The following is a 21,162-nucleotide window of genomic DNA, read 5'->3' on the forward strand; positions in this document are numbered from 1 at the left end:
CCACCTATAGGCCGACTTCTACCTTGTTCTCACGGCACCCTTCATTACCCCAAAACATTGACTCTCAAAGAGGGGCACTGCACATGATAAACGGAAACCAGCGGCAATATCGCCGCGGTTTCCGTTTCCCGACTAAATATGTTTTTTCAGCAGTCTTAGATTGACTCTATGAGGCGAGAATGGGAGAATAGGCCGCTTTATGAATATGTTAATTTCAAAATCCTCAGATCTTGCCCCTTATATTGACCACACCCTTTTGAGAAAAGAGGCTACTGAAAATGATATTGAAAAGCTTTGCCTCGAAGCTAAGCAATACGATTTTTATTCGGTTTGTATAAGATTTCAATGGGTTAGAAAAGCTAAAGAATTGTTGAAAGGAACACAAGTAAAAGTGTGTTCAGTTGTAGGGTTTCCGCTTGATTCTGTTCAAGCTGAAAATTGCCATTTTGGTGCTATGTCTACTAAAGAAAAAGTGGGTGAAGCCCAAATGGCGATTGCTGATGGGGCGAACGAATTGGATATGGTTATTAATATTGATGCCTTAAAGAAAGGCGATTATGAATATATAAAAAACGATATCAACTCGGTTAAAAAGGCTGCGGGTAATAAAACATTAAAGGTTATCATTGAAACGGCTATGCTTAATGAGGAGCAAAAGAAACAAGCGTGTCAATTAGCACAAGAGGCTGGGGCCGATTATGTTAAAACCTCAACAGGATACGTTAAAGATCAAACAGGCAAGACGCTTGGCGCAACGATTGAAGATGTGAAATTGATGAGAGAGATTGTTGGAGGTGATTTTGGGGTTAAGGCTTCCGGTGGAATTAGTGATTATAAAAAAGCAAAAGCCATGATAGAAGCTGGTGCAAATAGGCTGGGGTGTTCGGCATCGGTTGAGATAGTGAAAGAATGAATTGTTTTAAATTAGGGAGGAATGAGATGGATAATAAAGAGTACGAATTAAAATTTAAATATGCATGGAACTGGTTTAAGTATCATGCTGTTCAGCGCTATTCATCATTTTATTATTATTTGATAATTATCGGTGCATTGGCTTATGGATATATTCAAGGTAATTGTGCGCCAAGAATAAAGCTGATTATTTCTCTATTCGGGGTAATTGTTTCGTTGGCTTTTATTTTTATTGAGAAGCGTAACGCTGATTTGGTCGATTGTGGCAGATTAGCGTTAGATGCCTTGGAAAAGGATAAAAAATGTGTTCTTAGCACCTCATATATTAGGTGCAGAGATAGGAAAAGTAGTTGCGGAGGTAAAAAGGGCAATGTGGAATGGATCAGAACACATACATTTTGGTTTAGGGCGATTATATGCACTGTTTTTACTATATCACTGTTTGCAATGGTTGATATTATTGTTAATAACTGGGGCAAAATAATGTCTAATATTGTTAATCCGTTAAATTGGATAATACTAATAGTTACATTGGTTGGTTTTATTGTTTTTGTAATAATTGCTTGCTCTTCCCTTAAAAGGGTTGTTAATATTAAGATTCCGGATGATTGTTGGAATGGGGACTGCAAATGAAGTTGGGGTATTCAAACTATATGGTTTTCTCATGTTAACCTTATCAGCAAGAATCCTTGCCATTCTCTACATCGCCTTTATCAGCCTTTTCGCCTTAGATGCCTTTAACGGTGGTTTTAGCTGGCCGGGGACGGTGATCGCGTTATTCATCCACCTTATCCCAACTTTTATCCTGATCTCTTGCCTTGCCGTCGCCTGGAAAAGGGGAGTGATCGGCGGGAGCCTTTTTCTGGCAGTGGGAATATTCTTTACTCTCTGGTTTAGGACCTATCAGCGGCTAGATGTCTTCCTCTTAATTAGTTTCCCGTTGCTGTTGATCGGCGCGCTGTTTATAATAAGTGGGAGACCGACTAGAGGTCTTCGGGACTAACTATTCGACCGGCGACCGCCGAAGCGGCCGTTAAGTAATAAACCCAATTCTTTTTTTCGGCTTTTCTTCAACTTGAAGGGTTCTTTCTCTATGGAGCATGGAGTTATGGTGGCTGAGGAGGGGAAGCGGCAATTGCTAGACTCGGAAACCTGCGGCAATATCGCCGCGGTTTCCTTGTTATTGAGGGCAAAGAAACTTGGAACCGCGACGTTCAGTCGCAGGTTCCACTAGAAAGATTAAAGATACCCCACCGCAAGCGGTGGGGAGTTAGGTCAGAATGTTGACCTCTTTTATTCTTGTTGTCCTTTAAGGTCACAATTTGTGACCTTAAAAGTTTTAGAGGTCTTCTGGGCTAACTATCCGACCGGCAACCGCTGAAGCGGCGGCGACGGCGACGTTGGAGAGGTAGACTTCCGATTTGGGATGGCCCATCCGGCCGACAAAGTTGCGGTTGGTCGTGGCGATCGCTCTTTCCCCTTCAGCCAAAATCCCCATGTGGCCGCCAAGACACGGCCCGCAGGTCGGGGTCGAGACGGCCGCTTCCGCTTTCAGGAAAATATCGAACAACCCTTCTTTCATCGCCTGTTCGTAGATCTTTTGAGTTGCCGGGATAATGATCAGGCGGACATCTTTGTGTTTCTTTTTCCCTTTAAGGACCTTGGCCGCGATCCGGAGATCTTCGATCCGGCCGTTAGTGCAGGAGCCGATGACCGACTGGTCGATCTTTACCGACTTGCATTGGCTGACCGGTTTGGTGTTGCTGGGGAGATGAGGGAAGGAGACCTGCGGTTCGATCTTGGAAACGTCCCAATCGTAAACCTGGACGTATTCGGCGTCCGGGTCGGAAGTATAAATAGTGCCTTTTCCCGCTTTGACCTTCTTTAGGTAGGCGACGGTCTTGGCGTCGGCCGGGAAGATCCCGTTCTTGCCGCCCGCTTCGATCGCCATATTGGCCATCGTCATCCGTCCCTCGACCGAGAGGGCGTCGATCGCCGGGCCGGTAAATTCCATCGACATGTAACGAGCGCCGTCGACCCCGATCTGGCCGATGGTGTAGAGGATGAGGTCTTTGGCTTCGACCCACTTCGGGAGCTTGCCGCGATAGACGAATTTTAATTGTTCCGGGACTTTGAACCAGACTTCGCCGGTCGCCATCCCGGCCGCCATGTCGGTGGAACCGACGCCGGTCGAGAAAGCGCCGAGGGCGCCGTAAGTGCAGGTGTGGGAATCGGCCCCGATGATGAGATCGCCCGGTTTGATCGCCCCCATTTCCGGGAGGAGGGCGTGTTCGACCCCCATACAGCCGATCTCAAAGAAATTGACGATCCCGTATTTCTTGGCGAACTCGCGCATCATCTTGACCTGTTCGGCCGATTTGATGTCTTTGGCCGGGGTGAAGTGGTCGGGGACCAGGAAGATCTTCTTTTTGTCGAAAACCTTTTTAACGCCGATCCGCTCGAACTCTTTGATCGCTGTGGGGGAGGTGATGTCGTTCCCCAAGACCAGGTCAAGCTTGCAGTTGATTAGTTCGCCGGGGGAGACGGACTTCTTGCCGGCGTGTTTGGCTAATATCTTTTGGGAAATAGTCTGTGCCATAGACCAATCTTAACAAATTTGTCGCCAGGTTTCAAGAAAACCGCTCCGCTATGTTATAATTCCGTTGTAAGGAGCGTGTTTTTTTATGAAAAAAATCGCTATTGTTTTGTGTTCCTTATTTGTTCTCGGTTGTTTCAACCAGGTTCGGGCGGAGATTGGGGCCGGTTATGAAACCATGGTCATCCTGCCTCACGCCTTTACCCTTTACTACAAGGATAAATCCAGCGGTTGGGGAGGCAAACTTTCCGCTGATTTCGGAACCTCCTTTCTTTCCAATATGGTGAAACTTTACGGCTCGATCGTGACGCTGGGCCTAGTTAACATTAAAGAGGTTAATTTTTATACCGCGTCGATCACTAAAGATTTGACCCAGGAGCCCAGGTCCCGCTCGTACGCGCGGCTCGGGGTGATGTTATTTTCCGCTTCATCGGGGAGCGCTTCCACTACCGCGACGATCCCAACCCTCGGGATCGGTTGGGAATGGCAGGACGGTCTTTTCGGCCAGACGACTTCCTGCGAGCTTGGCTACCCGGAAGTTTTGACCCTGGGAATGCGTCATTTTTTTTAAACGAGGAGTCTAAAATGATCAATAAAGTTTTTATCTCGGTTGTCGGTGAAAGCCACGCGTCGCCGGAGATCGCCAAACTGGCCGAAGAGGTCGGGGTGGAGATTGGCAAAGCGGGGGCGGTCCTGGTTTGCGGCGGGTTGAAAGGGGTTATGGAGCATGCCTCTAAAGGGGCTAAAAGCGCCGGCGGAACGACGATCGGCATTTTGCCCGGCAGTAAACGGGACGATGCCAACCAGTATATTGATTACCCGATCGTTACCGGCATCGGCTATGCCAGGAACAAGCTGGTGGTCAAGAGCGGCCATGTCGTGATCGCGATTGGCGGCAGTCATGGGACCCTCTCGGAAATGGCCTTTGCCCTTGGTTATAAAATCCCGGTCGTTGGTCTCAAGACCTGGCAGATTATCCATCACAGCGGCGTGATCGACAGAAGCATCCACTATGTTTCTACCCCCAAAGAAGCGGTCACCGTTGCCCTGAAACTGGCGAAAGAGGCCGGGAAGCCCGAAGAGATCAAGGAATACCACTCGTAATGACGACCCAACGCCAGGCCGCCCTCAAAGGGGTGATCACCCCGCAGATGAAAGCGGTCGCGCGCGACGAAAAGCGTTCATCAGAAGAGATCCTCGCTGGGATAAAGAAAGGGACGATCGCGATCCCATTCAACCCAAGGCACAAAAATTGTAAGGCAACAGGCATAGGCAGAGGCTTAAGGACCAAAGTTAACGCCAATATCGGGACCTCGGCTGACTTTCCCCAATTAAAGAACGAACTAAAAAAACTCCAAGCCGCTCTGGACGCCAAAACCGACGCTTTGATGGACCTGTCGACCGGCGGCAACATCAACGCCACCCGCAAAGCGATCATGGCCGCTTGTCCGGTTCCGGTCGGGACGGTGCCGATCTACCAAATGATCGTCGAAAAGAAAATGACGGTCGAGGGGATGTTCTCGGTCGTCGAAGCGCAGGCCAAAGAAGGGGTCGACTTTATGACGATCCACTGCGGCGTGACTCGGGCTTCCGTGGCCGAGCTGAAAAAACACCCCCGGCTGATGGATGTTGTTTCGCGCGGCGGCGCGCTGATGATGAAATGGATCATCGATAACGACCAGGAAAATCCTTTTTACGAACATTATGACCGTCTTCTGGAAATTGCCGCTAAATACGATGTGACTATGTCGCTTGGCGACGGAATGCGGCCGGGCTCGGTTATTGACGCCGGCGACGCCGCCCAGATCAAAGAGCTCAAGATCCTCGGTCAGTTGACGAAAGAAGCCTGGCGGGCCGGGGTCCAGGTGATCATTGAAGGGCCGGGACATGTTCCTTATGATCAGATCATCGACCAGATGAAAATGCAGAAAAAATATTGTTACGGGGCGCCGTTCTATGTTCTGGGGCCGCTGCCGACCGATGTTGCCCCAGGCTATGACCACATCACCGCCGCGATCGGCGGAACGTTAGCCGCGGTCTCCGGCGCCGATTTCCTCTGCTACGTTACCCCGACCGAACATCTCGGCCTGCCGGAAGCGGCCGACGTCAAAGAAGGGGTGATCGCTTCCCGGATCGCCGCCCACTGCGCCGATATCGCCAAGGGGATCCCCGGAGCGATCGAGTGGGACCGGGCGATGTCTAAGGCGCGCAAGGAGCTCAACTGGGGGAAGCAGATCAACCTGGCGATCGATCCGGAGAAGGCGAGGGCGATTCATGAGAAGAGAAAGGGACACGGGACACGGGGGATGGGACACGGGAAAGGAGTCTGCTCTATGTGCGGAGAATTCTGCGCGATGAAAGTTTCCACCGAAGCGTTGAAGAAATAATTTTTTCCTCTGAAATATTCCCCAATAAATGCCGATAAATATACAGAGTCTATCATTAATTGGGAGATCAACATGGGAATAATTGCCAGAATCGGAGGAAGAGTTGAACGATGGATCAATAGTCAGAGACCACGGCTAAATGTTAAACCGCCAACCGCATCGATTACCCCGACAAGTCAGATCTACCGGGTTCAGCCGGAAGGGATGATCCCCAAAATAAGTAAACCGATTGACCAAATATTTTCGATAGACTACAAATTTGTGAGTTCAAAGGATGCGGCGAGAATTACAAATGATGATTTATTGCTGTTGGTCCGCTACTTGATCGATTCTAAGATTAGTGTTTCTTTAGAGCATTTGGAATTGAGAGGCGCTCAAGTAAGCGATCTTAGTCCGCTGGCCGGGTTGACGAATTTAGAGTGGTTGGACTTGTCTGGTACCCAAGTAAGCGATCTTAGTCCGCTGGCCGGGTTGACGAATTTAGAGTGGTTGGACTTGACTGGTACCCAAGTAAGCGATCTTAGTCCGCTGGCCGGGCTAACGCAGTTAGAGGACTTGCTCTTGACTGATACCCAAGTAAGCGATCTTAGTCCGCTGGCCGGGCTAACGCAGTTAGAGGACTTGCTCTTGACTGATACCCAAGTAAGCGATCTTAGTCCGCTGGCCGGGTTGAAGATCTTACGAATTATAAGATAGCGGGGAAGCCAAGGCGATCGATCCGGAAAAGGCGAGGAAAATAGAATAACCGGTCCGGTTGTTGTATAATTCAATATGCTTTACGAAAGTGTTTTTCGCGCGTTGGATGAGAAAAATATCCGCTACTTAGTCGTTGGCGGTCTTGCCGTCGTCCTTCATGGTTTTTTACGGTTTACGGCTGATCTTGATATTATTCCTTCTTTTGCCAGCGATGATTTGAGTAAACTCATGGGGACCCTGCAGGAATTGGGCTATAAACCTAGGCTGCCTGTCGATCCAAAAGATTTTCTCGATCCTGCAAAAAGGGGCCATTGGATAAAGGAAAAAAACATGCGGGTCTTTTCCTTTATTCACCCGGATAAACCACTGGAAATGATCGATCTTTTTGTCGACAGCCCGATTGATTTCGAGAAAGCGTACAAAAACAAACAAATATTCACCTCTAAACAAATCAATATTCCGGTGCCGGCAATTGAAGATATGATCAGATTAAAAGAATTGGCCGGCAGACCGCAAGACATTGAGGATCTTGAAGCTTTAAGGGAGATAAATGAAAAGAGCAAGCAGTAAGCCTGGTCGGCTGTGGGAGAAGATCGAGCCGTTTCGACACCTTTCTGCCGAAGCTAAATTGACCTGGCTTGAAGAGGCCAAGCGTTTTGTATTAGCGTTTGTTCCGTCAGACAAAAGAATCACCCCCCGGGAAATGGTTGACCGCCGAAGCGACGCGATGAAGGTCTCGACCGAAGCGTTGAAGAAATAATCGATCAAATAATCAATCCCTCTGAAATTTCTGCTTTTACTTTTCGATAACGATAGCGAATAACATGAGTAATATCATTCGATTTCCGTGGGTTAACTGTTCAGTCACTCCTTTGCCGAAAGGCCATGTGGCGCCGGTCCGCTATTTTCCCAGGTTGACTCCTCTTTATAAGGGAGACTCTTATGTGGCCGGGCGCAATGACCAGTCTTCTTTAACCCGTTTTGTCGGCTACGCTCTGCCCGCCGGTTATCTCGCCACTTCACGTTTGGTCCGGCCGAAGGTCGCGTCAGAGGCGGTCGAGTTCTGGCAGAAATTCGGCGCGCGGGAAAAAGAATGGGTGGCTAATTTTCGAGCCTTACCGACGGCCGGACAGCTCGATTATCTTCAGATCTTTCCCGGTCGAGGCGGATTGAAAGATGTTTTTGGTAAGGCGAGCCTGGCGATAGCCGGGCGTTTACGGACACTGGCTAAATACGACCTTCCTCTGGTCAAAGAATTATTTTGGGAAATTAACGACCGGTCGCGCGAGAATCTTGGCGGCGCGGTTTTTTACGCCCTGGGGGGGCGGCCGTTGCTGCAAGCCGGGCTTCTGGTTGCCGGTGGTGTTCAGCGGGGCCCCCAATTATTGGAAAGCGTGTTTGAAGCCAACGCGCCTGGCGAGCTGGAAGTTGCCCGGATCATGATCCAGGAGCAGGGGTTGGGCGCGAAGGAGCGACCGATCTTGCGGGAGGTCAATCGCCGATTCTTTGTGCCAAGAGGCGGTGCGGAAAAAAGCCTGGAATTACGTCGTCTGGCGGTCTGGCAGATCAGACTTAGCAACGCGTTCCGTTACGAACAGTTGATCGTTGTTAAACGAAACTTTGGCGGCAGAGCGGGGGAGAAGCAAGCGGCTGAAATGGAGAAAAAAGCGGCGCTCCAATGGCGGCAATTAACTGCCGGATTAGGCCGGTTCCCGGCGGATGAGCTTTATAACTTGTTGCAGTATTTTAAAAGGGACGAGGACTCTGTTTTGGTCCTGGCCAGATTTTTGGATAATGGGCATCTTGACCAGATCAGAAGGTATCTTGAATTGATCTTTAATCAGACCTTTGATTCTAACGCGGTAAGCGGCGCGGACCGGGCAAGCTGGTGGGGGCTCCAGCTTAACCGGCTGTTCGCGCGTTCCAACGATCCCCGGCTTGGAGATGAGAAATCCCTGATCCGCCAGGCGATAATCGACGTCATCCTAACCGGCGGGGAGCCCGAACAGTGACGACCGCGATTAGTCGATCGTCGGAATACCATTTACACCGGCCCAATCCCCGGTTGGCGGAGGCAGGACAACTTTCCCCGCGCAGTGAAGTGCACCAGAGGGCGAACATTTTTTTTCAGCGGGAGGTTTTGGCCACTTATAACGACCGGTCGGCGTCTCAAAGGCCGCCGGCAACCGTAGTTTTTGGGCCGAACCAATTTGACGATTTTCCTTTAGCGACTATGCTGGAGCAGGGGGCGGTTTACGGTTTGGATCTCAACCTGGAGGCGATGAACAACGCCAAGCGGAGCCAGCCGAGAGAATTGCGCCGACGCTTGGCGACCTTACAGCTTGACGCGTCGCTCTATGCCAATCGGCAAATCGACCTGACCGCCAGAACGATCTCCGGCCATTACTCCTTATCGGAAAAACTGTTCGAGAAATTGATCAGCGGACTTGAAACTCTGGAGCCGTCCGGTGAACTTCCTTTTAATAATAATAGTTTTGACCTGGCGGTTTCCATCAGTACGACTTCGCAGTTTGTCTCCGTCGCTTATAACCGGGCGTTCGACTTGCAGGTGGAAAAATTCGGCCGGGACTTTGTCTATGACTTTTACACGGCGGAAACTGAAAATGGCGGCCAGTGCTTGTCGCGGGGCCGGCTCTTCGATCGAGTCGTTAACGGCTTAGCCAGGAAAATAGCGCTGACCCACCTGCGCGAAATGGCGAGAGTGGTCCGTCCGGGTGGGATGATCTACTGGTCCGATCATTCTTTCGCGACTGAAGCGGTCAGCAGTTCCGGCTTTTTCCCTCTTTGGCCGGATGATCTCCGGCCGCACACCCGACTGACGCCAAACTTTCAGCTCAAAACCGACCGGCCGATGTTGGCCGTTGATGTCGGGACCAAGGCGGAAGGGGTCGCGGTCGTCGGGCCCGATAGTCTTACTGAAATGACAAACGAAGTGCCCGGGGTCATGAAGATTGCGGATTATTCCTTTTGGAACGTCAATTCCCAGGGGGTTTCGATGTTTGGCGTGCCGGGAATGTATTTCCTCGATTCGGCCGTGGTCCTGACAGTAAGATAAAACACCTTCATCTATTTGTCGCGCAAGAAAACACCCCGACAAAGCGATAAGATATTGTCGCGTAAATCCACTATGATGGAGGAGAAAAATGGCAGGACCAGTTGAAGGAGCGCCCTCGAGCCCGAGATATTCATTGACGCTTGGCGGCATTGTTAGGCAGCCAGCCGACTCACTTACGAACCCTTATGGAAATGATACCGTGGTTATTAAGGGTAAAACTAGTGATGTAAAAGAAACGGTTGCTTCAACTCCCGAATTTGGCGGCTTTGGCGAATTTCATTTGACTTTTCCTTCAGGTATTGGAGCTGGTTACCGAGTAGGGGTCGTTTTTGCCCCTGGCAGCAACAAAATTAGCGCTGATAACCAGGAGAGTGTCGATATAACCAGCAGGGACGCGGTTGTTGAGAATTCATTAATGCTTAGTTGGACTCCGGTGGGGGCGTCAGCCAAGTCGCCTTTTTCCTTTCGTTTAGGGGCTGGGCCGACTGTCGCGAGTATCTTTTCTACTACTACCCATTTTACTCTTGGCGATAAGACTGCTGTAAGTGACGAATCTAACGTCCAGCATCGGCTTGGGGTTGGAACGAGCGTTGATATGAACATCCATTTAGGATCTTCTTTTGGCTTGGCCTTGGGTGGTTCAGCGAGCATGTTTGGCTCGGCTGGTACAATGCTTGGAGTTAATGCTGGTTTAACTTTAGATTTATAATTGTCATTTGCCGGTTGTCTTTTTTGCCCAAGTAAGCATGCTATAATTCCGGCATGAAGGTCTTACAGCTCGGGGAATTCGGCCTGATCGACCATCTCACAAAACACCTCTCAAAAGGGAAGGCGGTTGTCGGGATTGGCGATGACGCGGCCGTCCTGAAAATGACAAATGACAAATGTCAAATGTCAAATAAAGGAAAATATTTATTAATTACGACCGACGCGTTGGTCGAAAACGTTCACTTCACCATCAAAAACACCTCTTTTGTTGATCTCGGTTATAAAGCGCTGGCCGCTAATGTTTCCGATATTGCCGCGATGGGCGGGACACCAACCGCCGCCGTGATCACTTTGGCCTTGCCCGCCGGGTTGGCGGTCGAAAAGCTCGATGCCTTTTACCGGGGGCTGAACCGGCTGGCTAAAAAGCTCAAGATCGACCTCGTCGGCGGCGACACTGTCGCTTCGCCCAAAGCGCTGATGATCTCGATCACTCTTCTCGGCGAGGTCTCACCGAAAAACCTCCTGCTGCGTTCCACCGCCAAAGTCGGCGACCTGATCTGCGTCACCGGGACTTTTGGTCTCCCCGCCGCCCGTCATTATTCGGCCAGTGTTTTGCCTCCCATCCGGCTGAAAGAGGCGGCCGCGCTTGCGGCACAGCGGCTGGCTTCGGCCATGATCGACAGCTCCGACGGTTTGGTCCGGTCAGTCGTGGAACTGGCCAAAGCGAGCCAGGTTGGCGCCCGTCTTTGGGAAGAAAGAATCCCGATCGCGCCGGGGGCGACCCTGGACCAAGCCCTTTATGGCGGGGAAGAATATGAACTGGTTTTTACGGTGCCGAAAAATAAGGTCCGGGACCTGGCCGGAAAAAGAAAACTAAAAAAGATCGACCAGATCTCGATCGTCGGGGAGATCGTTCCCCTGGGCGAACAAGTTAAGCTGATCGATAACCGTGGTAAAATAAAGGAGCCTAAAACGAAAGGATTCGAACACTTCCAATGATCAATCAACAGCGTTTAGTCAAAACTTTCAAGCAACTGGTCAAGATCGACAGTCTCTCTCTCCAGGAAGCGGTCATCATGCGCCACTTGAAAAAAGAGCTGGCCGCGCTCGGTTATCGTTCCACTTTTGTCGGCCGTCCGGATAAAGGGGAGGTCGGCAGTTTGAGCGTCCTGATCCCCGCCTATAAAAGTAAAGGGCCCCGGTTGATGCTCAACGCCCATGTCGATACGGTCGTTCCCGGCAAGGGGATCAAGCCGCTCGAAAAAGGGGGCTACATCACTTCTGACGGGACGACGATCCTCGGCGCCGATAATAAAGCCGGGGTTGCGGTCATTCTGGAGCTCCTCCGGGTTTTAAAAGAAAAAAAATTACCTCATCCGCCGCTGCAGGTCCTTTTTACCGTAGCGGAAGAGATCGGACTGGTCGGAGCGGCCGCTCTGCCGCGCGCGGCCCTGAAAGCCGACTACGCTCTGGTCCTGGACGGCGGCGACATCGAGAAGATCGTTCATTTTGCTCCTAACCAATATAATATCGTGGCCAGAGTTTACGGCCAGGCGGCCCACGCCGGGATCCATCCGGAAGAAGGGATCAGCGCCATTAAGGCGGCCAGCGCCGCGATCGTCAAGATGAAGTTGGGGCGGATCGACTATGAGACGACCGCCAATATCGGGATCATCCGGGGCGGTCGGGCGACCAATATTATTCCCGATGAAGTCGAGATCAGGGGGGAAGCTAGGAGCCACAAATTGGCCAAGGTCAAGAAGCAGATCGCCCAAATGGAAAAAGCCTTGATGACGGAATGCCGCAAACACGGTGCCGTCTGTAAGATCAAGTTTGCCCGGATCTACGAAGCGTTCAACGTCAGTGAAGAGAGCCCGCTGATGGAAGCGGCGGTCGACGGGATGAAAGCGGCCGGCGTGCGGCCGGAGATCACTGGGACCGGCGGCGGGTCGGATGCGAATGTTTTTAACGCTTGGGGAATCCCGTCAATAATCATGGGGGTTGGGGCGGACAATGTCCACACGACCAAAGAGCGGATCGCGGTCCGCGACCTGGTCCGGGGGGCGACAGTTATTCTCAATGTTATAAAGGAGTTTAACTATGAGTAATTTAGAGGAACAGCTCCTCTCTTCCCGTCCGGCTTTTGACGGCCGATTGCTTAAGCTTCGGGTCGACACTGTTAAGTTGCCGTCCGGCAAAGAAGCGACCCGTGAAGTAGTGGAACATCCGGGAGCGGTGGCGATCATTGCCGTAACCGACGATCAGGAGCTGGTCCTGGTCCGCCAGTACCGGCGGGCGGCCGGTTCCATTCTGTTGGAAGTTCCGGCTGGGACGCTGGCCAAAGGGGAACCGCCGGCGGAAGCGGCGGTCCGGGAATTGGAAGAAGAGACCGGCTACCGGGCGAAGAAAGTAAAAAAAGTTTTCTCCGGTTTTGTCGCCCCCGGTTATTCAACGGAAATGATCCACTTTTATCTGGCGGAGGAGATGACCCTTCTTCACCCTCATACTGAAGAGGACGAATTTATCGAAGTCGATCTGGTCGACCTGGAAACTTGTCTCGACCTGGTCAAACGGGGGGAGATCAAGGATAACAAGACGATCATTGGCATTATGATCGCCGACCTGGCGAGCCGGGGAGAGTTGGCTTGAACGAATTTACCCAGGACTTCTTAAGCTTTATCCAGGTGGAGCGGGGCTACTCCCTTAATACCGTGGCCTCGTATCGGCTTGACCTCGAACAATTTGCCGCTTTTGCCGGAGAAGGTTTCCCCAAGATCGAGCGGGAAGTGGTCCAGGCCTATCTCCAGCATTTAAGCGAAAAGGTCTTTTCGCGGACCTCGATCGAGCGGAAACTTGCTTCCCTCAAATCTTTTTATCATTATCTGGTCGGCGAGGGGACGGTGGAGGTCGACCCGACTTCCGATTTCAAGCTGCCGAAAAAAGCCAAGCGCCTGCCGAAAGCCTTGAGCATCGGCGATACGGTGAAGCTGATCACTTCGCCGCGGGGGAACGATCCCTGGGCCCTGCGCGACTCGGCGATACTGGAACTCCTTTACGCTACCGGGATGCGGGCGTCGGAGCTGACGGCTCTTAACCTGGACGATATCAATCTGGAGGTCTCCTTTATCCGCTGTTTTGGTAAAGGGTCGAAGGAACGGGTCGTCCCGGTCGGCAAAGCGGCCATAAGAGCGATCAAAGATTATTTAGAAAAAGGGCGGCCCAATTTCCCGCAAAAGGACAAGGCCGCTTTTCTGCTCGATAAAAACGGCGAGCGCCTGACCAGGCAAGGGTTGTGGCTGATCATTAAAAAACACGTGAAAAAGCAGGGGTTGCGCGAGAAGACTTCGCCGCATACTTTGCGCCATTCCTTTGCCACCCACCTGTTGGAAAAAGGGGCCGACCTCCGCTCCGTCCAGGAGATGCTGGGCCACTCGGACATCGCGACCACCCAGATCTATACTTCCGTCTCCCGCGAACGTTTGAAGAAAATGTACAATCAGGCCCACCCGCGGGCTTAAAAAAAAGAGGAGAAAATTATGTTCGATTTAAGTTTTTTTATTATCGCGCTGCCGATCCTGCTGGTGACGATTACCATTCATGAGTTCGCTCACGCTTTCGTCGCCGATAAATTAGGGGACCCGACGCCGCGTTTAGCTGGCCGGTTGACCCTTAACCCGATCAGCCATCTCGATCCGATCGGTTTTTTGATGCTTCTCCTGGTCCGTTTCGGCTGGGCCAAGCCGGTCCCGATCAATCCCTATAATTTCCGCAACCCGAAGCAGGGGAGCCTGTTCGTCAGCCTGGCCGGACCGCTCTCCAACTTTTTCGTCGCCTGGGTTGTGGCGGTGATCTTCAAGAATGTTCCCTTGCCGAACAGTTATCTGGTTGATCTGGTCTCCTACACCATTTGGATCAACTTGTCGCTCGGGGTCTTTAACTTGATTCCGGTCCCGCCGCTCGACGGTTCGCATATTTTGGAATACTTCCTGCCTCCGCACCAGTACGAAGTCATGGTCCGGCTCCAGCAGTACAGTTTCCTGATCCTGATCGGGATCATTCTCTTCGCCATGCCGATATTAATGACGATCATCGAGTTTCTCTACAGGCTGCTGGTGGGATGACTTCAACTGTTGCCCGCTATCTCTCCTCCCTCGAAAAATTCGGGATCAATCTCGGCCTGGAGCGGATTACCGAGCTGCTAAAATTGTTGGGCGATCCCCAGCTAAAATTGAAGGTCATTCACGTTACCGGGACCAACGGCAAAGGTTCGACCTGCGCCATGATTGCTGCGATCCTGAAAGAGGCGGGTTATTCGGTCGGCCTCTACACTTCGCCTCATCTCGTCAAACTAAACGAACGCTTCAAGATCAACGGCCGCGATATCAGTAATCCTGATCTGTCCGCCGGGGTGAAGGCCGTCCGCTTGGCGGCGGATAAACTAGCCGAAAAGCCGACCGTCTTTGAGGTTTTGACCGCCGTCGCCTTTTGGTATTTCGCCAAAAAGAAAGTCGACTACGCGGTGATCGAAGTGGGGATGGGGGGACGGCTTGACGCGACCAACGTTGTCTACCCGCTCGCCGCAGTCATCACTAATATCGAGCTGGAACATACCGCGGTCCTGGGCAAAACTTTGGCCAAGATCGCGGTGGAAAAAGCGGCCATTATTAAACCGGGGGTCCCGGTCGTGACGGCGGAAAAGAAAGAAGAGGCTTTAAGCGTTTTGCAGTACCAGGCGGAGAAAAATCAAAGCCTGCTGGTCCAGGTTGGGAGTGAAGGGGAAGGGTTCACCGCTTCTTTGATCGGGGAGCATCAAAAACTGAATGCTGCTTGCGCGGTCGCGGCGGTCCGCCTGGCCGGGATCGAGGCCGATAAAAAAGCGATCCTTGCCGGACTGAAAAAAGCGGCCTGGCCGGGCCGTTTCCAGGTGGTCAGCCGCAACCCGCTCACCATTCTCGACGGCGCCCATAATCCGGCCGGGATCCGGGCGTTGGTCGCCACCCTGCGGCGCGAATTCCCGGGGAAAAAGTTCACTTTCCTCTTCGGCGCCCAGCAGGATAAAGACGTGAAAACTATGCTCCCCTGGCTGCGGCCGCTGGCCGAAGAAATAATCGTCACCCGATCGTCACATCACCAATCCGCTCCGGTAATCTTTGGCCGGAAAGCGACCCCTCTAAAGCAGGCGCTCAAGCGGACCCATGGGGTCGATCGGGTGATCTGTGGTTCGCTTTTTTTAGTCGGGGACGCGCTTCGTTTCGGGGTTGACGCTCGGGGTGAGGAGTAGTAGAATAAGTCCGGCCATGGAATATCAAAATTTTCCAGAAAAAAATCCCGGTGATCGTCCCGAAGAAGGGCCCAGCGTAGAACTGCCGAAACAAAACCGTTTTTCCTGGGTCAGAAACTTTTTTGTTTTTATCGTTCTGGCGGTCGTGATCGCCGGCAGTTTTATGATCAGCTTCCAGCTCGGCAAAAAAGTTCTTTTTTCCGTCAAGAAACAACCGTTTATGGAGAGGGACGCCGGTCGGCTTGAGCCGCCGCCGTCTTATGAAGCGCTTCGCAAACTGGAAAAAGCGCTCCGGGCCGAAAGTAAAAAAATAGCCCCCAAAAAGAGCGTTCGAAAAGCGGCTCCCGCCAGACGATACCAGCGGACGCCGGCGGCCAAAAAGACCGGCAGTTATTATAAAGTGCAGGTGGGCCCGTTCGCGACCCTCTCTGAAGCCAAGTATCATTTGTCGCTGATCCGGGCCAGAGGAATTGACGCTTTCCTGAAAAAATATGGCGCGACCTGGAAAATCCAGGCCGGCGCTTATAAGAGCCTTAAAATGGCCAAGCAGCAGCAGAAAGCCTTGCTGGGCAAAGAATTTAAATCGAAGATTATCATCGAATAGCCTTTAAGGAGGAAGCATGTCGGTATACGATATGGTGTTTGGTAAGTTTTCACGTGATTTAGGGATCGACTTGGGGACGGCTACGACTCTGGTTTTTGCCCGCGGTGAAGGGATCATCCTCTGTGAACCGTCGGTCGTCGCGATCAACAAAGACAACAACAAGCCGCTGGCTTTCGGTAACGAAGCCAAAGGAATGCTGGGCCGCACGCCGGCCAACATTGTCGCCGTCCGCCCGATGCGGGACGGGGTCATTGCCGATTTCGAGATCACCGAAATGATGCTCCGTCATTTTATCAACAAGAGCCACCAGCGTTCCGCCTTTGTCAGGCCGCGGATCGTGGTCGGCGTTCCGTCCGGGATCACCGGAGTCGAGAAGCGGGCGGTCCTTGATGCCGCGATGCACGCCGGCGCCCGCGAAGCTTACCTTGTTGAAGAACCGATGGCGGCCGCGATCGGCGCCAATCTCCCTGTCTCGGAAGCGCAGGGGAGCATGATCGTCGATATCGGCGGCGGTACGACCGAAGTGGCCGTTCTCGCCCTTGGCGGGATCGTCGTTTCCAAATCGATCCGGGTCGCCGGCGACGAAATGGACGAAGCGATCGTTTCTCATTGCCGCAAGAACTACAATCTCCTGATCGGGGAGCGGACCGCGGAACAGATCAAGATCGACATCGGTTCGGCCTACCCGCTGCCGGAAGAAAAGACGATCGAAGTTCGGGGGCGCGATCTGGTGACCGGCCTGCCGAAGACCCTGACCCTCACTTCATCGGAGATCCGCGACGCCCTGGCGGAGCCGGTTTCGATGGTCGTCGATGCCGTCCGCATGACCCTGGAAAAAACCCCGCCGGAACTCTCGGCCGATATTATGGACCGGGGGATCGTCATGGCTGGGGGTGGATCGTTATTGAGGGGGCTGGATAAGTACCTGGCGCAGGAAACGGAAATGCCGGTTTATGTCGTCGACGATCCGATCTCCTGCGTCGCTTACGGGACCGGGAAGATCCTGGAGGAAATTGACACCCTGAAGAAGGTCCTGATCATGCCCAAGAGCAATCAGTGAAGCCATACCGCGGAGCAAGAAGAAAAAATTCTTATCGTCCAGCCGTATTTATCGTTCTGCTGGCGCTCCTCCTGTCCTATTTCACCATAAACAATTCCTTCGGGATCCGGTACGTGTTTACTTCGATCTTTTACCCGATCCAGTATTCGGTCCAATATGTCGTTAAAGGGACTTTGAGCGTCCCGGCCAATCTTATGGCCCTGCGTAATCTTTCCAAGGAAAACAAGGAACTAAAGACCCGGCTGCTTACTTCCATTTCCAAGTTGGCTTTATTCGAAGAGCTGGTCAACGAGAATGTCCGTCTCCGACAAGCCCTTGATTTCCAGGGGACCAATCGCTACCGCTTCAAGCTCGGAGTCGCCCAGGTGATCGCCCGGGGAGCTTCGCCTTACACTTCGCTGATGGAGGTCAATCAGGGGGTGTTATCCGGGGTCCGGGTCGACATGACGGCGATTGTTGAGTCCGGCCTGGTTGGACGGGTGGTCGAAGTTTCGCTGTTTAGTTCCAAGGTCCTCCTGATCACCGATCTTAAGAGCTCGGTGGCGGCGGTCGACCAGCAGAACCGGGAATTCGGCGTGGTGGAAGGGTTTGCCAGCCAGCATTCGCTCTCCATGAAATATGTCAGTTCGGTCGGCGAGATCGCGGTGGGGGACAAGATCGTGACCTCGCCCGCTTCCAAGATCTTTCCGCCCGGCATCCCGATCGGGACGGTCGCCCAGGTTAAAAAGCGCGATTCCGATCTTTTTTACGACGTCAAAGTTAAGCCGGCGGTCAATTTTTCCAAGCTCGAAGAAGTATTCCTGATCTACTAAACATATGCGGACATTCAAACTGATAATTTTTCTCTTAGCGCTCCTGCTTATTCAAACGGTCTTGCTGCCGTTCGTAACTTTCTTTGGCGCGATGCCCGACCTCTTTCTGGTTGCGGTGGTGATCTACGCGGTCCTCTCGGAGCGGGGAACGTCCACTATCTTCGCGGCGGGGGCCGGCCTGCTCCAGGATCTTTTCTCGGCCGGGTTTTACGTCAACACCCTGGCCAAGGTCGCGATCAGCGTCCTGGTCGGCGGGATCGGCGACGAGGTGGTCGGCGACGCCCGTTCGTTCTCGGCGAGCATGGTGGCGATCATCACCCCGCTTTATCTGATCGTTGAAGGGGTGATCATTTATTTGGGCGGCCATCATTTTTCAATCTTTTATTATCTGCTGGAGATCTTGCTGACCATCCTCTATAATCTGGCTTTTGTTCCGGTCGTCTATTTCTTACTGCAGAAGGCGACCAGTGAATAAAGACCAGGTCCTTTGGCTGGCTTTTGCTTTTGCGTTCCTTTTGATTTTTGGCCGGCTTTTTCAACTCCAGGTGATTGAAGGGGACAAATACCGGCGCCTGGCGCTGGAGAACGCCGCCAAGACGATCCCGGTTTACGCCCCGCGCGGCATTATTTACGACCGGAACGGCAAAATCATCGCCCAAAACCAGGCGGTTTTTTCCATTCAGGTCATGCCGCAGCTTTTGTCCGATTCCGACCCGGCCCGTCGCGACCGGGTCTTAAAGAAGCTAAGCGAATTGCTCGGTGAAGAGGTCAAGCCGGTGAAACGATCGGACCGGCCGATCCTGATCAAGGACAATATCGACTTGAAGACCGCGATCACGGTCGAAGAGATGGGCAAGGAATTAAAAGGGGTGGAGGTCGTGGTCCATCCGGTCCGGCTCTATCCTTTTGGCGCCGCCGCTTCTCACCTGCTCGGCTATGTCGGCGAGATCGAGGGGGATGAGTTAAAAAGGCTGAAAGCGGAAGGCTATCGACTGGGCGATACCATCGGCAAAGACGGGCTCGAAAAGATCTACGACAAGCTGATCCGGGGAACCGACGGCGGGAAAAAGATCGAAGTCGATGTTCGGGGGAACCCGATCCGGGTCTTGGGTTCGGTCGATCCGGTTGCCGGAGCGAATGTTTACACCACGATCGATATCGATTTGCAACAGGTGGCCGACGTGGCGCTCGGAGGAAAAAATGGCGCGGTGGTTATTCTTGACCCCCGGAGCGGCGAGATCCTGGCGCTGGTCAGTCATCCTAATTATGACCCGAATATCTTCGTGAAACAGCTCGATTCCGAGGAGTGGAGTAAGCTCGGCAAAAAAACGCATCCCTTCATGAACCGGGCGCTGGCGATCTATCCCCCGGGCTCGATCTTCAAGGCGATCGTCCTGACCGCGGCTCTGGAGCGAAAAATAACCAAACCGAACGAAAGCTTTTTCTGTCCCGGCTATTATCGGATCAACAACCGGATCGCCCGTTGCTGGAAAGAGACCGGCCACGGACGGATCACCGCGGAAGACGGCTTGGTCAATTCCTGCGACATTGTTTTTTATGAGTTGGGGCGGCGGTTGGGACCGGACCTGATCGCCGAATACGCCCGGAAATATGGGTTGGGGGAGCGGACCGGGATCGACTTGCCGAGCGAGAAGAAAGGGTTGGTCCCGGACAGCGGTTGGAAGAAACGGATTTACGGCGAAAGCTGGTATGACGGCGATTCGATCAATTACGGGATCGGTCAGGGATTTCTCCAGGTTACGCCGGTCCAGATGGCCAAAGTTTATGGCAGCATCGCGACCGGTCGTGAAAGACAACCATACATTGTGGCCGAGATCAGGAAGAAAGACGGGGCGGTCCTTTTCCAGCAGCGGCCGCGGGAAGCCGGGATCGTTCCGGGAACGGTTGATACTCTGAACGTGGTGCGCGCGGCCCTGCGCCAAGTTGTTTTTAGGGCGACCGGTAGGGCGGCAAGCGTGCCGGGGATCCCGGCCGCCGGTAAGACCGGGACCGCGCAAACTCCCGGTCTGCCGCACGCCTGGTTCCTTTGCTACGCTCCCTACGATGAACCGGAGATCGTGATCGCCGCTTTTGTGGAACACGGCGAGCACGGCGATCGCTCCTCCGCGATGGTCGCCCGCGATATTCTGAAGTGGTACAAGGAAAACCGCCTGCAGAAAGAGTACCCAGAGTAAGCATACAGAGCACTAAGCGGAAAAAGATTTAATGCTTTAAGCTTTATGCTGGAAGCTGATGCTTTAATTCCCTTTTGACAAAGATCGAACAATTTGCTAAAATAGTAAAGTTATGAAAAAAGTTGAACTGGCCGCTGAAAAAAGAGACGGAATCGGGACCAAAAAAGTTAAAGCCTTAAGAAAATTAGGCTTAATTCCCGCTATTGTTTACGGTAAAAAGATGAAGCCGGTCGCGGTCGCGATCGACAATAAGATCTTTTTGTCTAAGATATTAGGCTCTGAAACGGGAAAAAACACGATTGCCACCCTCAAACTTGGCGGTTCCGACCTCCAGGTCTTAACCCAGGAAATTCAATATGATTATATGAATGGTAAGATCCTCCACATCGATTTTGCCCATGTCCTTATGGACGAAGTCGTTAAGGCTAAGATCGCGATCGAACTGACCGGTACCCCGATAGGGGTCAAAGATAATGGTGGGATCCTGGTCCATGGCTTGCGCGAGATCGAAGTTGAGTGTTTGCCGGGAGATATTCCGGAGAAATTCCACGTTGATGTCGCCGGGTTGATGATCAACGATTCACTGCACGTTTCCGACCTGCCTAAGGGTAAGTTTAAGGTTCTTTCCAGCCCGACCGAAATGATCGCGGCTTGCGTTCCTCCTGCTAAGGAGGAGGTTGTGGCTCCAGTGGCGGCGGTGCCAGTTGCTGGTGAAGCCGCGGCCGCGACCGCGGTCGCCGATGAAAAGGTCAAGGAAAAAGCGGCTCCAGGCGCCGCACCGGCAAAAGCGGCTCCAGCTGGGAAACCAACTAAGTAACCCCTCTGGATTGCGCAA

The 21,162-nt window shown here is 52.5% G+C and carries 25 protein-coding genes; 24 read left to right on the forward strand and 1 reads right to left on the reverse strand.

The features are described from left to right. The first annotated feature begins 205 nt into the window (after window positions 1–205). The 3 genes from deoC to WC772_06095 are packed head-to-tail and all read left to right on the forward strand — an operon-like array spanning window position 206 to window position 1,915. The gene (gene deoC / locus WC772_06085) at window positions 206–913 is read left to right on the forward strand and encodes a deoxyribose-phosphate aldolase (GenBank protein MFA6170320.1); all 708 of its coding nucleotides are present in this window, start codon (window positions 206–208) and stop codon (window positions 911–913) included. 26 nt (window positions 914–939) lie between these two features. Beyond that, window positions 940–1,545 carry a hypothetical protein gene (locus tag WC772_06090; GenBank protein MFA6170321.1) on the forward strand — a complete coding sequence of 202 codons (606 nt, stop codon included), beginning with the start codon at window positions 940–942 and terminating at the stop codon, window positions 1,543–1,545. A 31-nt stretch (window positions 1,546–1,576) separates the two neighbouring features. Next, the gene (locus WC772_06095; protein MFA6170322.1) at window positions 1,577–1,915 is read left to right on the forward strand and encodes a hypothetical protein; all 339 of its coding nucleotides are present in this window, start codon (window positions 1,577–1,579) and stop codon (window positions 1,913–1,915) included. A 336-nt stretch (window positions 1,916–2,251) separates the two neighbouring features. On the opposite strand, the gene leuC is transcribed toward WC772_06095, so the two are convergent. Then, window positions 2,252–3,511, reverse strand: a complete 1,260-nt coding sequence (gene leuC / locus WC772_06100; protein MFA6170323.1) for a 3-isopropylmalate dehydratase large subunit — start codon at window positions 3,509–3,511, stop codon at window positions 2,252–2,254. 85 nt (window positions 3,512–3,596) lie between these two features. Between leuC and WC772_06105 the strand changes: the two genes are divergently transcribed. From WC772_06105 to WC772_06205, 21 genes are all read left to right on the forward strand, one after another. Further along, window positions 3,597–4,079, forward strand: coding sequence for a hypothetical protein (locus WC772_06105; protein ID MFA6170324.1), 483 nt, complete (start codon window positions 3,597–3,599; stop codon window positions 4,077–4,079). A gap of 14 nt (window positions 4,080–4,093) precedes the next feature. Continuing rightward, window positions 4,094–4,612, forward strand: a complete 519-nt coding sequence (locus WC772_06110) for a TIGR00725 family protein (GenBank protein ID MFA6170325.1) — start codon at window positions 4,094–4,096, stop codon at window positions 4,610–4,612. Further along, window positions 4,612–5,895, forward strand: a complete 1,284-nt coding sequence (gene thiC, locus WC772_06115; GenBank protein MFA6170326.1) for a phosphomethylpyrimidine synthase ThiC — start codon at window positions 4,612–4,614, stop codon at window positions 5,893–5,895. The genes WC772_06110 and thiC overlap by 1 nt, the downstream gene beginning before the upstream one ends. A 303-nt stretch (window positions 5,896–6,198) precedes the next feature. After that, entirely contained in the window at window positions 6,199–6,591 is a 393-nt protein-coding gene (locus WC772_06120) for a leucine-rich repeat domain-containing protein (GenBank protein MFA6170327.1), read from the forward strand. A 102-nt stretch (window positions 6,592–6,693) separates the two neighbouring features. Continuing rightward, window positions 6,694–7,161, forward strand: a complete 468-nt coding sequence (locus WC772_06125; protein MFA6170328.1) for a DUF6036 family nucleotidyltransferase — start codon at window positions 6,694–6,696, stop codon at window positions 7,159–7,161. Continuing rightward, window positions 7,142–7,351: a hypothetical protein gene (locus WC772_06130; GenBank protein ID MFA6170329.1), complete on the forward strand. Its 210-nt coding sequence runs from the start codon at window positions 7,142–7,144 to the stop codon at window positions 7,349–7,351. Before WC772_06125 ends, WC772_06130 begins: the two co-directional genes overlap by 20 nt. Window positions 7,352–7,415: 64 nt before the next feature. Beyond that, entirely contained in the window at window positions 7,416–8,603 is a 1,188-nt protein-coding gene (locus tag WC772_06135; protein MFA6170330.1) for a hypothetical protein, read from the forward strand. Further along, a complete protein-coding gene (locus WC772_06140; GenBank protein ID MFA6170331.1) occupies window positions 8,600–9,667 on the forward strand; it encodes a hypothetical protein in 1,068 nt (355 codons plus the stop codon). The genes WC772_06135 and WC772_06140 overlap by 4 nt, the downstream gene beginning before the upstream one ends. 88 nt (window positions 9,668–9,755) lie before the next feature. Then, window positions 9,756–10,376: a hypothetical protein gene (locus tag WC772_06145; protein ID MFA6170332.1), complete on the forward strand. Its 621-nt coding sequence runs from the start codon at window positions 9,756–9,758 to the stop codon at window positions 10,374–10,376. A 53-nt stretch (window positions 10,377–10,429) separates the two neighbouring features. Next, window positions 10,430–11,374, forward strand: coding sequence for a thiamine-phosphate kinase (thiL, locus tag WC772_06150; GenBank protein ID MFA6170333.1), 945 nt, complete (start codon window positions 10,430–10,432; stop codon window positions 11,372–11,374). Beyond that, window positions 11,371–12,483: a M20/M25/M40 family metallo-hydrolase gene (locus WC772_06155; protein MFA6170334.1), complete on the forward strand. Its 1,113-nt coding sequence runs from the start codon at window positions 11,371–11,373 to the stop codon at window positions 12,481–12,483. Before thiL ends, WC772_06155 begins: the two co-directional genes overlap by 4 nt. Continuing rightward, complete coding sequence (locus WC772_06160; GenBank protein MFA6170335.1) at window positions 12,476–13,024, forward strand: NUDIX hydrolase; 549 nt, start codon at window positions 12,476–12,478, stop codon at window positions 13,022–13,024. Before WC772_06155 ends, WC772_06160 begins: the two co-directional genes overlap by 8 nt. Further along, entirely contained in the window at window positions 13,021–13,893 is an 873-nt protein-coding gene (xerD, locus tag WC772_06165; protein MFA6170336.1) for a site-specific tyrosine recombinase XerD, read from the forward strand. Before WC772_06160 ends, xerD begins: the two co-directional genes overlap by 4 nt. 18 nt (window positions 13,894–13,911) lie before the next feature. Next, the gene (locus tag WC772_06170) at window positions 13,912–14,496 is read left to right on the forward strand and encodes a site-2 protease family protein (GenBank protein ID MFA6170337.1); all 585 of its coding nucleotides are present in this window, start codon (window positions 13,912–13,914) and stop codon (window positions 14,494–14,496) included. Then, complete coding sequence (locus WC772_06175) at window positions 14,493–15,656, forward strand: folylpolyglutamate synthase/dihydrofolate synthase family protein (protein ID MFA6170338.1); 1,164 nt, start codon at window positions 14,493–14,495, stop codon at window positions 15,654–15,656. Before WC772_06170 ends, WC772_06175 begins: the two co-directional genes overlap by 4 nt. Window positions 15,657–15,672: 16 nt before the next feature. Further along, window positions 15,673–16,260 carry an SPOR domain-containing protein gene (locus tag WC772_06180; GenBank protein ID MFA6170339.1) on the forward strand — a complete coding sequence of 196 codons (588 nt, stop codon included), beginning with the start codon at window positions 15,673–15,675 and terminating at the stop codon, window positions 16,258–16,260. Window positions 16,261–16,291: 31 nt separating this feature from the next. Further along, window positions 16,292–17,320: a rod shape-determining protein gene (locus tag WC772_06185; GenBank protein MFA6170340.1), complete on the forward strand. Its 1,029-nt coding sequence runs from the start codon at window positions 16,292–16,294 to the stop codon at window positions 17,318–17,320. Next, window positions 17,317–18,132 (forward strand): rod shape-determining protein MreC, encoded by an 816-nt coding sequence (gene mreC, locus WC772_06190; GenBank protein ID MFA6170341.1) that lies wholly within the window; start codon window positions 17,317–17,319, stop codon window positions 18,130–18,132. The genes WC772_06185 and mreC overlap by 4 nt, the downstream gene beginning before the upstream one ends. A gap of 4 nt (window positions 18,133–18,136) precedes the next feature. Beyond that, entirely contained in the window at window positions 18,137–18,607 is a 471-nt protein-coding gene (mreD, locus tag WC772_06195; GenBank protein MFA6170342.1) for a rod shape-determining protein MreD, read from the forward strand. Then, a complete protein-coding gene (gene mrdA, locus WC772_06200) occupies window positions 18,600–20,327 on the forward strand; it encodes a penicillin-binding protein 2 (GenBank protein ID MFA6170343.1) in 1,728 nt (575 codons plus the stop codon). The genes mreD and mrdA overlap by 8 nt, the downstream gene beginning before the upstream one ends. A gap of 112 nt (window positions 20,328–20,439) precedes the next feature. Further along, a complete protein-coding gene (locus WC772_06205) occupies window positions 20,440–21,144 on the forward strand; it encodes a 50S ribosomal protein L25 (protein ID MFA6170344.1) in 705 nt (234 codons plus the stop codon). The last annotated feature ends 18 nt before the right edge of the window (window positions 21,145–21,162 follow it).

It is taken from the genome of Candidatus Margulisiibacteriota bacterium (genome assembly GCA_041661965.1).
Taxonomy (GTDB): domain Bacteria; phylum Margulisbacteria; class WOR-1; order O2-12-FULL-45-9; family XYB2-FULL-48-7; genus XYB2-FULL-45-9.

Excerpts from the sequence above, each read along its gene's own strand:
- deoC (MFA6170320.1), top strand. The coding sequence starts at position 206 with ATGTTAATTTCAAAATCCTCAGATCTTGCCCCTTATATTGACCACACC.
- WC772_06090 (MFA6170321.1), top strand. The coding sequence starts at position 940 with ATGGATAATAAAGAGTACGAATTAAAATTTAAATATGCATGGAACTGG.
- WC772_06095 (MFA6170322.1), top strand. The coding sequence starts at position 1,577 with ATGTTAACCTTATCAGCAAGAATCCTTGCCATTCTCTACATCGCCTTT.
- leuC (MFA6170323.1), bottom strand. The coding sequence starts at position 3,511 with ATGGCACAGACTATTTCCCAAAAGATATTAGCCAAACACGCCGGCAAG.
- WC772_06105 (MFA6170324.1), top strand. The coding sequence starts at position 3,597 with ATGAAAAAAATCGCTATTGTTTTGTGTTCCTTATTTGTTCTCGGTTGT.
- WC772_06110 (MFA6170325.1), top strand. The coding sequence starts at position 4,094 with ATGATCAATAAAGTTTTTATCTCGGTTGTCGGTGAAAGCCACGCGTCG.
- thiC (MFA6170326.1), top strand. The coding sequence starts at position 4,612 with ATGACGACCCAACGCCAGGCCGCCCTCAAAGGGGTGATCACCCCGCAG.
- WC772_06130 (MFA6170329.1), top strand. The coding sequence starts at position 7,142 with ATGAAAAGAGCAAGCAGTAAGCCTGGTCGGCTGTGGGAGAAGATCGAG.
- WC772_06135 (MFA6170330.1), top strand. The coding sequence starts at position 7,416 with ATGAGTAATATCATTCGATTTCCGTGGGTTAACTGTTCAGTCACTCCT.
- WC772_06145 (MFA6170332.1), top strand. The coding sequence starts at position 9,756 with ATGGCAGGACCAGTTGAAGGAGCGCCCTCGAGCCCGAGATATTCATTG.
- thiL (MFA6170333.1), top strand. The coding sequence starts at position 10,430 with ATGAAGGTCTTACAGCTCGGGGAATTCGGCCTGATCGACCATCTCACA.
- WC772_06155 (MFA6170334.1), top strand. The coding sequence starts at position 11,371 with ATGATCAATCAACAGCGTTTAGTCAAAACTTTCAAGCAACTGGTCAAG.
- WC772_06160 (MFA6170335.1), top strand. The coding sequence starts at position 12,476 with ATGAGTAATTTAGAGGAACAGCTCCTCTCTTCCCGTCCGGCTTTTGAC.
- WC772_06170 (MFA6170337.1), top strand. The coding sequence starts at position 13,912 with ATGTTCGATTTAAGTTTTTTTATTATCGCGCTGCCGATCCTGCTGGTG.
- WC772_06175 (MFA6170338.1), top strand. The coding sequence starts at position 14,493 with ATGACTTCAACTGTTGCCCGCTATCTCTCCTCCCTCGAAAAATTCGGG.
- WC772_06180 (MFA6170339.1), top strand. The coding sequence starts at position 15,673 with ATGGAATATCAAAATTTTCCAGAAAAAAATCCCGGTGATCGTCCCGAA.
- WC772_06185 (MFA6170340.1), top strand. The coding sequence starts at position 16,292 with ATGGTGTTTGGTAAGTTTTCACGTGATTTAGGGATCGACTTGGGGACG.
- mreD (MFA6170342.1), top strand. The coding sequence starts at position 18,137 with ATGCGGACATTCAAACTGATAATTTTTCTCTTAGCGCTCCTGCTTATT.
- WC772_06205 (MFA6170344.1), top strand. The coding sequence starts at position 20,440 with ATGAAAAAAGTTGAACTGGCCGCTGAAAAAAGAGACGGAATCGGGACC.